The 13,503-nt window shown below is 69.2% G+C and carries 11 protein-coding genes and 2 tRNA genes; 10 read left to right on the forward strand and 3 right to left on the reverse strand.

Going from position 1 to position 13,503, the window contains the following annotated elements; genetic code table 11:
* Nucleotides 1–25 precede the first annotated feature (25 nt).
* A complete protein-coding gene (locus AB0M59_RS42610; protein ID WP_364627317.1) occupies nt 26–535 on the forward strand; it encodes a M48 family metallopeptidase in 510 nt (169 codons plus the stop codon).
* A gap of 221 nt (nt 536–756) precedes the next feature.
* Here the strand turns inward: AB0M59_RS42610 and AB0M59_RS42615 are convergent, their stop codons facing one another.
* Nucleotides 757–2,136 (reverse strand): zinc-dependent metalloprotease, encoded by a 1,380-nt coding sequence (locus AB0M59_RS42615; RefSeq protein ID WP_364627223.1) that lies wholly within the window; start codon nt 2,134–2,136, stop codon nt 757–759.
* A 101-nt stretch (nt 2,137–2,237) separates the two neighbouring features.
* Between AB0M59_RS42615 and AB0M59_RS42620 the strand changes: the two genes are divergently transcribed.
* Nucleotides 2,238–3,344, forward strand: a complete 1,107-nt coding sequence (locus tag AB0M59_RS42620; RefSeq protein WP_364627225.1) for a S16 family serine protease — start codon at nt 2,238–2,240, stop codon at nt 3,342–3,344.
* Here AB0M59_RS42620 and AB0M59_RS42625 read toward each other — a convergent pair.
* Nucleotides 3,341–3,883, reverse strand: coding sequence for a PPA1309 family protein (locus AB0M59_RS42625; RefSeq protein WP_364627227.1), 543 nt, complete (start codon nt 3,881–3,883; stop codon nt 3,341–3,343). The genes AB0M59_RS42620 and AB0M59_RS42625 overlap by 4 nt on opposite strands.
* Nucleotides 3,884–4,015: 132 nt before the next feature.
* On the opposite strand from AB0M59_RS42625, the gene AB0M59_RS42630 reads away from it, so the two are divergent.
* Entirely contained in the window at nt 4,016–7,039 is a 3,024-nt protein-coding gene (locus tag AB0M59_RS42630; protein WP_364627229.1) for a UPF0182 family protein, read from the forward strand.
* A gap of 67 nt (nt 7,040–7,106) precedes the next feature.
* A tRNA-Met gene (locus tag AB0M59_RS42635) sits at nt 7,107–7,180 on the forward strand.
* A gap of 127 nt (nt 7,181–7,307) precedes the next feature.
* Here the strand turns inward: AB0M59_RS42635 and AB0M59_RS42640 are convergent.
* A complete protein-coding gene (locus AB0M59_RS42640) occupies nt 7,308–8,732 on the reverse strand; it encodes an FAD-dependent monooxygenase (protein ID WP_364627230.1) in 1,425 nt (474 codons plus the stop codon).
* A 94-nt stretch (nt 8,733–8,826) separates the two neighbouring features.
* On the opposite strand from AB0M59_RS42640, the gene AB0M59_RS42645 reads away from it, so the two are divergent.
* The 6 genes from AB0M59_RS42645 to ftsX all read left to right on the forward strand — a co-directional run bounded on the left by AB0M59_RS42645 (nt 8,827) and on the right by ftsX (nt 13,466).
* The gene (locus tag AB0M59_RS42645; protein WP_364627231.1) at nt 8,827–9,411 is read left to right on the forward strand and encodes a TetR/AcrR family transcriptional regulator C-terminal domain-containing protein; all 585 of its coding nucleotides are present in this window, start codon (nt 8,827–8,829) and stop codon (nt 9,409–9,411) included.
* 77 nt (nt 9,412–9,488) lie between these two features.
* A tRNA-Met gene (locus AB0M59_RS42650) sits at nt 9,489–9,565 on the forward strand.
* 379 nt (nt 9,566–9,944) lie between these two features.
* Entirely contained in the window at nt 9,945–10,445 is a 501-nt protein-coding gene (locus AB0M59_RS42655) for a helix-turn-helix transcriptional regulator (protein WP_364627233.1), read from the forward strand.
* Between the two features lie 63 nt (nt 10,446–10,508).
* Nucleotides 10,509–11,612, forward strand: a complete 1,104-nt coding sequence (gene prfB, locus AB0M59_RS42660; RefSeq protein WP_364627235.1) for a peptide chain release factor 2 — start codon at nt 10,509–10,511, stop codon at nt 11,610–11,612.
* 216 nt (nt 11,613–11,828) lie between these two features.
* Complete coding sequence (gene ftsE / locus AB0M59_RS42665) at nt 11,829–12,518, forward strand: cell division ATP-binding protein FtsE (RefSeq protein ID WP_364627236.1); 690 nt, start codon at nt 11,829–11,831, stop codon at nt 12,516–12,518.
* Between the two features lie 54 nt (nt 12,519–12,572).
* Nucleotides 12,573–13,466, forward strand: a complete 894-nt coding sequence (ftsX, locus tag AB0M59_RS42670; protein WP_364627237.1) for a permease-like cell division protein FtsX — start codon at nt 12,573–12,575, stop codon at nt 13,464–13,466.
* The last annotated feature ends 37 nt before the right edge of the window (nt 13,467–13,503 follow it).

Below are 13,503 nucleotides of genomic sequence, written 5' to 3' on the forward strand. Positions count from 1 at the left end.
GGACACACCCGGACACAAGGTCGAAGTGCGGCGCAGCCAGCGCCGGCACCGGACGGTCACCGCGTATTGGAAGGATGACACGCTGATCGTGCTCATCCCGGCGCGGATGACCAGGGCGGAGGAGAAACACTGGGTCGCCGAGATGGAGCGCAAGCTGCAGCGCTCGGAACCACGTCGGCCGGCGCTCCCGAAGACGTCGGACGACGCCCTGCTGGCGCGCTGCGCGCTGCTGTCGGGCAAGTACCTGGGCGGCACCGCGGTGCCGGCGAGCGTCCGCTGGGTGCCGCCGATGCGCACGCGGTGGGCGTCCTGCACGCCGGTCGACGCGACCATCCGGGTCAGCGACCGGCTGCGGAAGGTCCCGCCCTGGGTACTGGACTACGTGCTGGTGCACGAGCTGGCGCACCTGCGCGAGCCCGGGCACGACGCGGCGTTCTGGGCGCTGGTGCGGAAGTACCCGAAGACCGATCGGGCGATGGGATACCTCGAGGGGTTGGCGGCCGCCGCCGGGTGGGGGATCGACACCGAGTGTTGAGCGGGTGAGGAGACCGGGGTGACCTGCGGTTCCGGGTCACCCCGGTTGCCTTTGCGGGCCACCGGTGGGACGGCGGGAGGGGAGAGATGGGGCGGTGCGCGCCCGAGGAGGTCGACGGCCGGGAAACGACCGGCCGGCCGGCGCGATCGAGGGTGGCCGACAAAAGCGGAAAGCCGGTGGCCCGCTTCCGCGGAGCACCGGCCTTCCGAAGACGACCCGGTCTACGCCGGGGTCTCGCCCTCCTCGGGTGGGGTGTCCTTGCTCTTCTGCTCGCGCTCGGAGCGTTCCGACTGCTCCGACTGCTGCGTGCGCTCCAGCTCCGCGATCGGGTCCAGGTCGTCCAGCGAGCCCGTCTCGCCGACGCGGTCCGCGAAGTCGATCGGCTCGTCCAGGTCCTCCGCCGTCGGCATCAGGTCCGGGTGGGACCACAGGCCGTCGCGCTTCTCCAGACCGTGGCGGTCACCGACCAGCTTCCACAGGTTCGACGCGTCCCGCATGCGGCGGGGGCGCAGCTCCAGGCCGACCAGCGTGGCGAACGTCTGCTCGGCAGGACCGCCCGTCGCGCGGCGGCGGCGCAGGGTCTCGCGCAGCGCGTCCGCTCCCGGGAGCCGGTCGCCGACCGCCTCGGCCACCACCACGTCGACCCAGCCCTCCACCAGGGCGAGCAGCGTCTCCAGGCGCCTCAGCGCGGCCTTCTGCTCGTCCGTCGTCTGGGGCTCCAGCAGCCCCGACGACATGGCCTCTTCGATGCTCGCGGGATTGGCCGGGTCGATCCGGCCGGCCAGGGACTCGAGCGCCGACGTGTCGACCGTGATGCCGTGCGCGAACTCCTCGACCGTCGCCAGCAGGCGCTGGCGCAGCCACGGCACGTGCGTGAACAGCCGCTGGTGCGCCGCCTCGCGGGCGGCCAGGAACACCAGGATCTCGCTGTTCGGCAGCTCCAGGCCCTCGGCGAACTTCTCGATGTTCGCGGGCAGCAGCGCCGACGTCCCAGCCGGGGCCAGAGGCAGGCCGATCTCGGACGCCGTCAGCATCTCCGACGCCAGCTGGGCCAGAGCCTGGCCGAGCTGGGACCCGAAGGCCATCCCGCCCATCTGCCCCATCATCTGCAGCAGCGGGCCGGCGGCTTCCTTGGCTTCCGCGGGCAGCGCCTCCATCCAGGCACCCGACACCTGGCGGGCGACCGGGTCGCACAGCCGCTGCCACGTCGGCAGCGTCTTCTCGACCCAGGTCCGCGGCGACCAGGCGACCGCCGACGTCGCGCCGGCCGGCAGGATCGTCGCCGCGTCGAGCCAGAGCTCGGCGAGGTGGGCGGCGTCGCGGACGGCGGCGTTCGAGTCGTCTCCGCCGGAGAAGCCGAGGCGGCTCTCGCCGGTGTTCCCGGCGCTGCCCAGGTTCTGGAGGGCGATCTGCTTGGCGAGGTCGTAGTTCACCGGCCCGCTGGAAGTGCCCGCCTGGCTGAGCATCTGGCCCAGCTGGCTCAGCATCTGCCCGAGCTGGTTGAAGGCCTCGGCACCGGACGGCTGGCCGCCCTCGGAGGGGTCGTTCTCACCTCGTTTGTCGGGATCGGACGGTCCGAAGCCGAACGGGGGATTGCTCATGTGTCCACCGTACGCGGGTCGGACGCCCCCGAGCGCGTCAACCGGACCCATGTGCGTGGCCTTCACCGAGAAGCGAACGCGGTCACCGTACGCTGTCGGTCGTGACCAAGTCCTCCGAGCAGACCGCGCCCGCGAAGAGCAGCCCGGACCCCGGCGCCGAGGCCGGCGGTGACGCCCGGCGGATGACCCGCCGCGGCTGGACGCTCGTGGTCAGCGGCTCGCTGTTCCTCGTCTTCGTGGTGCTCGGTCTGGTCGTGCCGGTGCCGTTCGTGGCGATCAGCCCCGGCCCGACCTACGACACGCTGGGTCGCGACGCCGCGGGCAACCCGGTCATCCAGGTCAGCGGTCACGAGACCCACCCGACGACCGGCGAACTGCGGATGACGACCGTCTCGCTGCACGACGGCGTCACGCTCTTCCAGGGCCTCGGCTTCTGGGCCAGCGGCCGTTACGCGCTCGCGCCGCGCGAGGAGTACTTCAAGCCCGGCGAGACGAACGAACAGGTCAAGCAGGAGAACATCCAGCAGCTGCAGGACTCCCAGTCGAACGCCCAGGTCGCCGCCCTGCGCGAGCTCGGCTACCCGGTCAAGGTGCTGGCGAAGCAGATCGTCTCCGGCAGCCCGGCCGACCACGTGCTCGCCCCCGGCGACAAGCTGATCACGGTCAACGGCAAGAAGATCGTCGAAGCCGCGGACGTCCGGGCCGCGCTGGCCGGCACCCTGCCCGGCCAGACCGTCCAGATCACCTTCCAGTCGGACGGGCAGCCGGAACGCACCGTGCCGCTCACGCTCGCCTCGCGCCCGGACCGCAAGGAAGGCTTCATCGGCCTCACCGCGACCGACCGCGCCGAGGCGCCCTTCAACGTCACCATCTCCCTGCAGGACGTCGGCGGGCCGTCGGCCGGGCTGATGTTCACCCTCGCGATCATCGACCGGCTCAAGGGAGACGACATCGCGGGCGGGCGGCACATCGCCGGCACCGGCGAGATCACCGAGACCGGCGAGGTCGACCCGATCGGTGGAATCTCGTTCAAGGTCGTCGGCGCGCGCGAGGCCGGCGCCACCGACTTCCTGGTGCCCGAGCACAACTGCGCCGAGGCCAAGACCACGGCGCCCGACGGGCTCAACCTCATCAAGGTGTCCACACTGGACGACGCCCTCGCGCAGCTGGCGAACCTGAAGGCGGGCCGGCCGACGGCCTCCTGCTAGGGGAGGAGCGTCGCCTTGAGGGCCTCGAGGAGGTTCGGGGCGAGGTCGGGGCTCTCGACGATCTCGTCGACCGACTCGTCGGTGCCCTCGGCCGTCCCGATCCCGCGCAGCCGCATGACGCACGAGCCGTTGCCGTCGCGCAGGATCGCGGCCACCAAGCGGGCCTCCGTCCGCTGCGGGTGGTCGGCGGCCGCGCGGCGCAGGCTCTCCGCGTCGGCCTCCGCGACGTCCGGCAGCTCCGACTCCGAGCCCGGCGGCAGCACGATGATCTCCTGGGCGAGCGCGCACCCGATCACCAGATCGGGCCACGCGATCCGGGCCAGCGCGTCGGCGAGGTCGCCCTCGGGCAGCGCTTCCTGCGCCACCGGTGTCAGCGGGTTCGCCCGGTCGAGCTGGCCGGCCAGCTCCGGCTGCTCGTCCAGCAGCGCCGCCGTCGGCACCAGCGCGAACAGCTGCGGCGGCTGGTCCCAGCCGCCGGCGGCCATGAACTCCTCGACTTCGCGCGCGAGAGCGGCCACGCCGGCCTGCTGCGGTTCCATGCGCACATCGTGTCAGGCCGGTCCGCGCGACCACGCCGCGAGTCCGGTTCGGGCGGGTCCCGGGAACTTCCCGCGGCATCCGTAGAGTTAGGGAATCAGGGGGCGCGTGCGCCCCTGTTCAAGTGCTGACGAATGACAGGAGCGTGCACCGTGGCGACTCGGCCCCCGGTGAGCCTGCCGAAGCTGTCCCGGCGGAGCCGGATCCTCCTCATCATCGCCGCGGTGATCGTGCTGGCGCTCCTGCTCGGGGCCCGCTTGCTCGACACGTACGTCGACTGGCTCTGGTTCGGGGAGGTCGGCGCGCGGTCGGTGTTCACGACCCAGGTGGTCACCCGCGTCATCCTGTTCTTCGCGGTCGGGGTGCTCGTCGGCGGTGCGCTCGCGGTCAGCCTGATGATCGCCTACCGGACCCGCCCGGTGTTCGTGCCGATCTCCGGCGCCGACGACCCGCTGGCCCGCTACCGGTCCGCGATCGTCGCGCGCATCCGCCTCTTCGGCATCGGGATCCCGGTGCTCACCGGCCTCATCGCCGGTCTGTCCGCCCAGGGCGACTGGCAGGTCGTGCAGCTGTTCCTCAACGGCACCTCGTTCGGCCAGACCGACCCCGAGTTCGGCAACGACGTCGGCTTCTACGCCTTCAGCCTGCCGTTCTACAACTGGCTCCTCGGCTGGCTGTTCATCACCGTCGTCGTCTCCTTCTTCGGCGCGCTGATCTCGCACTACGTCTTCGGCGGCATCCGGCTGGCCGGCAAGGGCGGGCAGCTCGCCGGCCCGACCCGCGCGCAGCTCGCCATCACCGTCGGCCTCTTCGTGCTGCTGAAGGCCGCCGAGTACTTCCTCGACCGGTACAACCTGCTGCTGTCCGACCGGGGCATGCCGCTGTTCGTCGGCGCGACCTACACCGACCTGAACGCGGTCCTGCCCGCGAAGCTGATCCTGCTGTGCATTTCGGTGATCTGCGCGGTCGCGTTCTTCGCCGGTGCCTTCCTGCGCAACCTGCAGCTGCCGGCGATCGCCCTCGTGCTGCTGATCCTGTCGAGCATCCTCGTCGGCGTCGCGTGGCCCGCGATCCTCGACCAGTTCTCGGTGAAGCCCAACGCGAACGAGAAGGAAGCGACGTCCATCCAGCGCAACATGGACGCCACCCGCCGCGCCTTCGGCCTCACCGACGTCCAGTACCAGCCCTACACGGGTAGCGCGTCGGCCACTCCGGAGCAGCTCAAGACCGACACCGGGACGATGTCGAACATCCGGCTGCTCGACCCGAACATCCTCTCCGACACCTTCACCCAGCGCGTCGGGCGCGAGAACTTCTACGGGTTCCCGGCCAAGCTCGACATCGACCGCTACACCGTCGGCGGCACCACGCAGGACTACATCGTCGCCGCCAAGGAGATCAAGACCGAGGGCCTGACCGGCAACCAGACCAGCTGGATCAACAAGCACCTCGTCTACACCCACGGCAACGGCTTCGTCGCCGCGCCGGCCAACACGATCGACCGCGCGGTCAAGGACGCCAACTCCGACGGCGGCTACCCGATCGCCACCACCAGCGACACCCAGAACCCCTCCGGCGCCGGCTCGTCCGGCACGGGTCAGCCCGGCATCGCGGTCAAGGAACCCCGGATCTACTACGGCGAACTGTCCGCCGCGGACTCCGACTACGCCATCGTCGGCGGCACCACCGGCAACGCGCCCGGCGAGTACGACACCGCCACCGACCGCTACACCTACAAGGGCACCGGCGGCGTCTCGGTCGACAACTGGTTCAACCGCCTGGCCTTCGCGGCGGAGTACGGCGAACGCAACATCCTGTTCTCCGACGCCATCGGCGACAACTCGAAGATCATGTACAACCGCGACCCGCGCGAGCGCGTCAGCAAGGTCGCGCCGTGGCTGACCCTCGACGGCGACCCGTACCCCGCGGTCGTCGACGGCAAGATCCAGTGGATCATCGACGGCTACACCACGATCAACAACTTCCCGTACTCGCAGCAGACGCAGCTCGGCGCGGCCACCAACGACTCGCTCAACGGCGTCGCCCGCCAGAACAACAGCTCGATCAACTACATCCGCAACTCGGTCAAGGCCACCGTCGACGCCTTCAACGGCACGGTGAACCTGTACTCGATCGACGACAAGGAACCGGTCCTCAACGCGTGGGAGAAGGTCTTCCCCGGGCTCGTGAAGCCGAGCTCCGAGATCTCGCCGGACCTGCGGTCGCACTTCCGCTACCCCGAGGACCTCTTCAAGATCCAGCGTGAGCTGCTGTCGCGCTACCACGTCAGCAACCCGCAGGAGTTCTACTCGCAGCAGGCGTTCTGGAGCGTCCCGCAGGACCCGACGGCCGAAGGCGGCTCCAACCCGGCCGCGGCCGGCGCCGCGAACCAGCCCGGTTACTACGTCCTCGCCGACACCCCCGGCCAGAGCAAACCGACGTTCCAGCTGACCAGCTCGCTCACCGGTCTGCAGCGGCAGTACCTCGCGTCCTGGATGTCGGTGTCCTCGGATCCGAACGACTACGGGAAGATCCGCGTCCTCCAGCTACCCAGTGCGGCGACAGGGGCCACGCAGGTCGACGGTCCGGTTCAGGTCCAAAACCGGTTCCAAAGTGATCCACGGGTGGCGCAGGACCGGACGTTGTTCAACAACCCCAACGTCATCCCGATCTACGGCAACCTGATCACGCTGCCGGTCGCGCAGGGCTTCCTGTACGTGGAGCCCGTGTACATCCGGCAGCGCAACCAGAACAGCTATCCACAGCTGGCGCGGGTGCTCGTCTCCTACGGTCCGAAGGTCGGTTACGGCGCGACGCTCCAGGAAGCCCTCGACCAGGTCTTCGGGCCCGGCACGGGCGAGGCGACGACCACGCCACCGCAGGCGGGCCAGCCCACGACGGCGCCGACGACGACACCCACGACCACGCCGACCACGACGCCACCCAACACGAGCGGGGGCAACGCGGCTCTGGACAAGGCCGTCCTGGACATCCAGTCGGCCATCGCCAAGCTGAAGGCGGCCCAGCAGTCCGGCAACTTCGCCGACCAGGGTGCTGCCCTCTCGGCTCTCGACGCGGCTGCCAGGGCCTACGAAGCGGCCAAGACGGCGGCGCCGGGAACCAGCACGCCGCCGTCCAGTACCCAGCCTGGCGGGTGACCTCAGTTACCTTCGGGGTACCTGCTTTGCGCCCTTTGGAAACCAGGGCGTAAGGTAGGTACTACGACGCGGGGTGGAGCAGCTCGGTAGCTCGCTGGGCTCATAACCCAGAGGTCGCAGGTTCAAATCCTGTCCCCGCTACGGATGCAGGAGGCGTGTGTCGGCGGAAAGCGCCGACCGCGCCTCCTTCGCATTTCCCCTGGGGGTCGGACCCCCAGACCCCCGCCAGGGCGGGCTCCGCCCCCCTGGACCCCCCGGTGTGGTCGCGTCAGTTTTTCAGCCAGGCTTCTGTTGAGCCGTCTGTTGTTGCCACGTAGCCGTCTGGGCGGACCAGGATCTTCGTCAAGTCGGGCCAAGGCAGCTTCGGCACTTCGGCTACGACTACCTCCGGGTGAGGTGCCTCCGCCGGGGTTTTCGTCAGCAGGACGAACTTTCCACTGTGGAACAAGTCGCTCGCGAAGCCGTTGCTCAGCGGAAAGTCCGGGAGGCGGGCGCCCGCCGCCGGGTGGGTCTCTTCCTCCGGTGCGTAGCGGATGTCCAGACCGGAGACCATTCCCGACAGCTTGCGCTGGACCTCCGGGATGCCCGTCAGGTCGCGGAACAGGGCGCGCAGGGCCAGCTGGTCCGGGGTCAGGGGAATCAGGGCGTTCTGGGCGGCCACGTTCTGCAGCACTCCGTTCGCCACCGCGCGACGTTCCGTCTCGTACGTGTCCAGGAGACCGGCCGGCGCCCGGCCGCGCAGCTCGGCCGCCAGCTTCCAGCCCAGGTTCACCGCGTCCTGGACGCCGAGGTTCAGACCTTGGCCGCCGGCGGGGAAGTGGATGTGCGCCGCGTCGCCCGCCAGGAGCACCCGGCCCACCCGGTACTTCGCCACCAGGCGGCTGTCGTCGGAGAACCGGGATGTCCAGCGGATCTCTTCTATCTCTGCTTCCGCGCCGAAACGTTCGCGGACCGCCGCGCGGACCTCCTCCTCCGGCACCTCGGCCCGGAGGTCGTCCGGGCGGTGCAGCCGGTCGCCGTAGCTCAGGCGGTACAGGTTCGGCTCGCCCAGCGGGATCAAGCCGACGAACTTGCCCGGGCTGAGCGAGGTCACCATTTTCCCCATCGACCGCCACTCCGTCGGGGCGCCCGGCGGGGTCGTCCGGAACAGGACGTCCGCCGAGACGCCGTGGCCGCGGCCCTCGATCCCTTCGAACGGCAGGTTCAGGGCCTTGCGCACCGCGCTGCGGCCGCCGTCGCAGCCCACCAGGTACGCCGCGCGCACCCGGAGGTCGCCCGCCGTGACCGTCACGCCGGCGGCGTCCTGCTCGAAGCCGGTCAGCTCGTGGCCGCGCAGTACCTTGACGCCCTGCTCGGCCAGCCGCTCTTCCAGCGTCGCTTCGACCTGCGCCTGCGGGATGCCCACCTGGTACGGGTGCCGCGTGTCCCAGCCGGCGTAGCTCACCGGGATCACCGAGAAGTGTCCGTCCGCGACAGTCGCGAACGACCGCTGCTCCGCCCGGCCGAGCAACCCGCGCAGGTCCAGCACCTCCGCCGTGCGCGGCTGCAGGTTCAGCGCCTTCGACAGTCCGGTCCGGACCGGCAGGCGCTCCAGCACCACGACGTCCACCCCGGCCAGTGCCAGCTCGTTCGCCAGCATCAGCCCGGTCGGCCCCGCCCCGGCGACGACCACCTCCGCCGTCAGCTCGTTCATCCCCAGCTCCTTAACAACGTTAAATTGACCTGATCCGAGGATGCCCTTAACATTGTTAAATTGTCAAGCGAGCACCACGAGGAGAACCGGCACCATGGCCCTGACCAGGCGGGACATCGCGCGTTCCGGGCTGAAGCTGCTCAACGAAACCGGCCTCAACGGACTCACGCTGCGGTTGATCGCCGCCGACCTCGGGGTCAAGGCGCCGGCGCTCTACTGGCACATGAAGAACAAGCAGGAGCTGCTCGACGAGATGGCGACGCAGATGTACGCCGATTCGGCCGGGGACCGGCGGCCGCCGGACTCGCTGGGGGAGTGGGAAGCCGTCGCGCACGGCGCGCGGGCGCTGCGCCGGATGATGCTGTCCTACCGCGACGGCGGGAAGGTCTTCGCCGGCACCTACCTCGGCGACACGGGCCTGGTCGGGCCGAGCCCGCTGCGGCGGAGCATCGAGGCCGGCCTGGACGAGCGCCGGGCGGGGCAGGCGCTGTTCACCGTCTACAGCTACGTCGTCGGCTTCACCATCGAAGAGCAGGCGGTCTACCCGGTGCCGGGTCAGCTCGACGAGCGGTACCGCGACGCGGAGGCGGGAGATCTCCTCGCTGACGTCGGTTCGCGGTTCGAGGACGGCCTGACGATGGTCCTCAGTGGAGCCCGTCAGTGGCTCGAAGTGGCGTAACGCCTGGTCAGCTGCTTCGGGGACCCCGGTGTAAACCCGTCGGACACCCCGTGTAATCTATTCAAGTACCACAACGGCGCGGGGTGGAGCAGCTCGGTAGCTCGCTGGGCTCATAACCCAGAGGTCGCAGGTTCAAATCCTGTCCCCGCTACCACCAAGAGGCACGTTCTCGGAAATTCGGGAACGTGCCTCTTTTGTCATGTTCGCACGAGTTTCGCTGCCGACTTTTCCGCGAAACTGTCGAATGACTGCGGATCCCACGATGTGAACGCCGTTTCCGGGTGGTTGCGGTGCGTGTCCGGAGTCGGCCAAGCCGGGGAGAACCGCCCGCCGAACTCACCTGCCTGGCGGCGCCGGGGCCGTTCGCGTGCGGCTGGTTGGACCAAAGTGGCGCCCCGGTGGTTGCACAGCGTGTCCGCGGTCCACAGTGGACCTGGTCGCATTGGGCCGAACGAGGGGATCTGACTAGCCACAATGGACAGATCTGCTGACCACTGTGGACACAGCGGCCGATAAGTGGGAATCTTGGGGACGTGTCCGAATTGAATGCAACAGCCGCCGCCCTCCTCGGTCTGCTCCACGACGGTCCCGCCACCGGCGGGCAGCTCGTCGCGGGAGCGGGTGAGCGATTCGGCGCCTTCTTCAGCGTCACCCGCAGCCAGGTGTACCGGGAGCTCCCGGCGCTGTCCAAAGAAGGTCTCGTCCGGCTCGGCAAGCAGGGCCCGCGCTCCAGCCAGCAGTACCTGATCACCGCCGCCGGCAAAAAGGCCTTCAAGGCCTGGCTGACGTCCGAGGCCGGTCCCGACCACCTGCGCAGCCCGCTCATCCTGCGGCTCGTGCACGCGGCGTCGCTGACCGCGAAGCAGCGCCAGGTGCTGCTCGAGTCGGCCCGGACGAGCTACGGCCAGCAGCTCGACGACGCGAAGGCGGCCACCAAGTCGGCCGACGGGCCGTACGAGAAGGCCGTCGCCGAGTTCGCCCAGGCTCAGGCCAAGGCCGCGCTCAAGCTGCTCGACGCCATCCCCGCGGCCTGAAGTTCACGCGCCCACGACCGGTCCTCGCAACCGGTCGTGGGTTTTGCCGTAACCTTGACAAACGTGAGTGATGAGTTCGACGCGGCACTGAGGGACCTGACCGGCAAGCTGACGCAGATCGAGTCGGTGATGGACCTGGATGCGCTGCGTGCCCAGGTGGCCGACCTGGAGGAGCAGGCTTCGAGCCCGACCCTCTGGGACGACCCGGAGGCGGCGCAGAAGGTCACGAGCCAGCTGTCCCACCGGCAGGGCGAGCTGCGCCGGGTCTCCGACCTGCGCCAGCGGCTCGACGACCTCGGCGTGCTGTACGAGCTCGCCGAGGCCGAGGGCGACGCCGGCAGCATGGGCGAAGCCGAGAGCGAGCTGACCGACCTCGGCAAGGCCATCGACGGCCTCGAGGTCCGCACCCTGCTCTCCGGCGAGTACGACGACCGCAACGCCGTCGTCACCATCCGCTCCGAGGCCGGTGGCGTCGACGCGGCCGACTTCGCCGAGATGCTGCTCCGGATGTACCTGCGCTGGGCGGAGCGCCACGGCTACCCGACCGACGTCTACGACATCTCCTACGCCGAAGAGGCGGGCATCAAGTCGGCGACGTTCACGGTCAGCGCCCCCTACGTCTACGGCACCCTCTCGGTCGAGCAGGGCACCCACCGGCTCGTCCGGATCTCGCCGTTCGACAACCAGAGCCGCCGTCAGACGTCGTTCGCGCACGTCGAGGTGCTGCCGGAGGTCGAAGAGGTCGACCACGTCGACATCCCGGAGAAGGACATCCGGGTCGACGTCTACCGCTCGTCGGGCCCCGGTGGGCAGAGCGTGAACACGACCGACTCCGCGGTGCGCATCACGCACCTCCCGACGAACATCGTCGTCTCCTGCCAAAACGAGAAGTCGCAGCTGCAGAACAAGGCGGCCGCGATGAAGGTCCTCCAGTCCCGGCTACTGCAGCGCAAGAAGGAAGAAGAGCGCAAGGAGATGGACGCGCTCAAGGACGGCGGCTCCAGCTGGGGCAACCAGATGCGCTCCTACGTGCTGCACCCGTACCAGATGGTCAAGGACCTGCGGACCGAGTTCGAGGTCGGCAACCCGACCGCGGTGCTCGACGGCGACATCGACGGCTTCCTCGACGCCGGCATCCGCTGGCGGAAGCAGTCGGCCACCGTCTGACTCCCAGGGGGCGCGGCGAGGTCGCGCCGGCGCCGGCGCCTCGAACGACTCATGCGGACCTTCCGAGGTCGTGAATGAGTCATTCAGGGCGCCGCGGGGTCCGATCGGCGCGGGGGGTGTTCGCGCGACCGCTCACCGTGCGCAAACACCCGCTGCTCCACCCGGGTGGACCGGGCAACCGGGGCTTCACGAGACCGGTGGGTAGTATGCCGAATCGTGATCCGGCTCGAAGAGGTTTCCAAGGTCTACAAGACCTCGACGCGGCCCGCGCTCGAGCGGGTGTCCGTCAACATCGACAAGGGTGAGTTCGTCTTCCTCATCGGTCCCTCGGGATCGGGGAAGTCGACCTTCCTCCGGCTGCTGCTGCGCGAAGAGACGCCGAGCAAGGGCCGCGTGATGGTCTCGAACTTCGACGTCGCCAAGCTGGCCCGCCGCCGGGTTCCCCGCCTGCGGCAGACCATCGGCTGCGTGTTCCAGGACTTCCGCCTGCTGGCCAACAAGACCGTCGCGGAGAACGTGGCGTTCGCCCTCGAGGTCATCGGCAAGCCCGCCCCGACCATCAAGAAGGTCGTCCCCGAGGTGCTCGAGCTCGTCGGCCTCGACGGCAAGGCGGACCGGCTGCCCAACGAGCTCTCCGGTGGTGAGCAGCAGCGCGTCGCGATCGCGCGCGCGTTCGTCAACCGGCCGCTGGTGCTGCTCGCCGACGAGCCGACCGGGAACCTGGACCCCGACACCAGTCAGGACATCATGCTGCTGCTGGAGCGGATCAACCGCACCGGCACGACCGTCCTGATGGCGACCCACGACCACGGCATCGTGGACTCCATGCGGCGCCGCGTCGTCGAGCTGCAGCTCGGCCGGGTGATCCGCGACGACGCCCGCGGTGTCTACGGCATCGGTCGCTGACCCCGGCATTCTCCGCCCCGCCAACGCCCCCGACTCCAAGGACCAGACCCCGACATGCGTGCCAGTTTCGTCTTCAGTGAGGTAATCACCGGCCTGCGCCGGAACGTCACGATGACCATCGCGATGATCCTGACCACGGCCGTGTCGCTCGCCATGCTCGGCGGCGGCCTCCTGGCCGTGCGCACGATCGACAAGATGAAGTCCAACTTCCTCGCCGACGTCGAGGTTTCGGTCTACCTCACCGACGACATCAGCGCGACCGACAAGAACTGCACGCAGTCCCTGTGCCAGTCGCTGCGGTCGTCCTTGCAGAGCAACGACGGCGTCGAGTCGGTCGTGTTCGAGAACCGCGACCAGGCCTTCGACCGGTTCAAGAAGATCTTCGAGAGCCAGCCGGAGCTCATCCAGCTGACCGGGCCGGAGTCGCTGCCCGCGTCGCTGCACGTGAAGCTGAAGGACCCGGACCGCAGCGAGTCGATCGTGCAGGAGTACGGCGGCAAGCCGGGCGTGCGGAAGGTCGACGACCAGAAGAAGTTCCTCGACCGTGTGTTCAACGCCTTCAACGGTGTCCGGAACATGGCCTTCGGGGCCGCGCTCATCATGGCCATCGCCGCGCTGCTGCTGATCGCCAACACGATCCAGGTGTCCGCGTTCACCCGGCGCACCGAAGTCGGCATCATGCGGCTCGTCGGCGCGACGCGGTGGTACACGCAGCTGCCGTTCCTCTTGGAGGCGGTGGTCGCCGGCACCTTCGGTGCGATCATCGGGATAGTCATGCTGATCATCACGAAGGCCGGGTTCCTCGATTCGGTGTTCACCGGTGACGTCTTCCCGAAGATCACCACCCTGGAGCTGCTGTTCCCGGTGGCGCCGATCCTGCTGGCGGTGTCCGTGGTGATCTCCGCCATCACCGGTTACGTCACGCTGCGGCTGTACGTCCGGCACTAGCCCTTTAACCGGCTGCTTGCGGCCCCGGACATCACGT

Source organism: Amycolatopsis sp. NPDC051371 (assembly GCF_040682155.1).
GTDB lineage: Bacteria > Actinomycetota > Actinomycetes > Mycobacteriales > Pseudonocardiaceae > Amycolatopsis.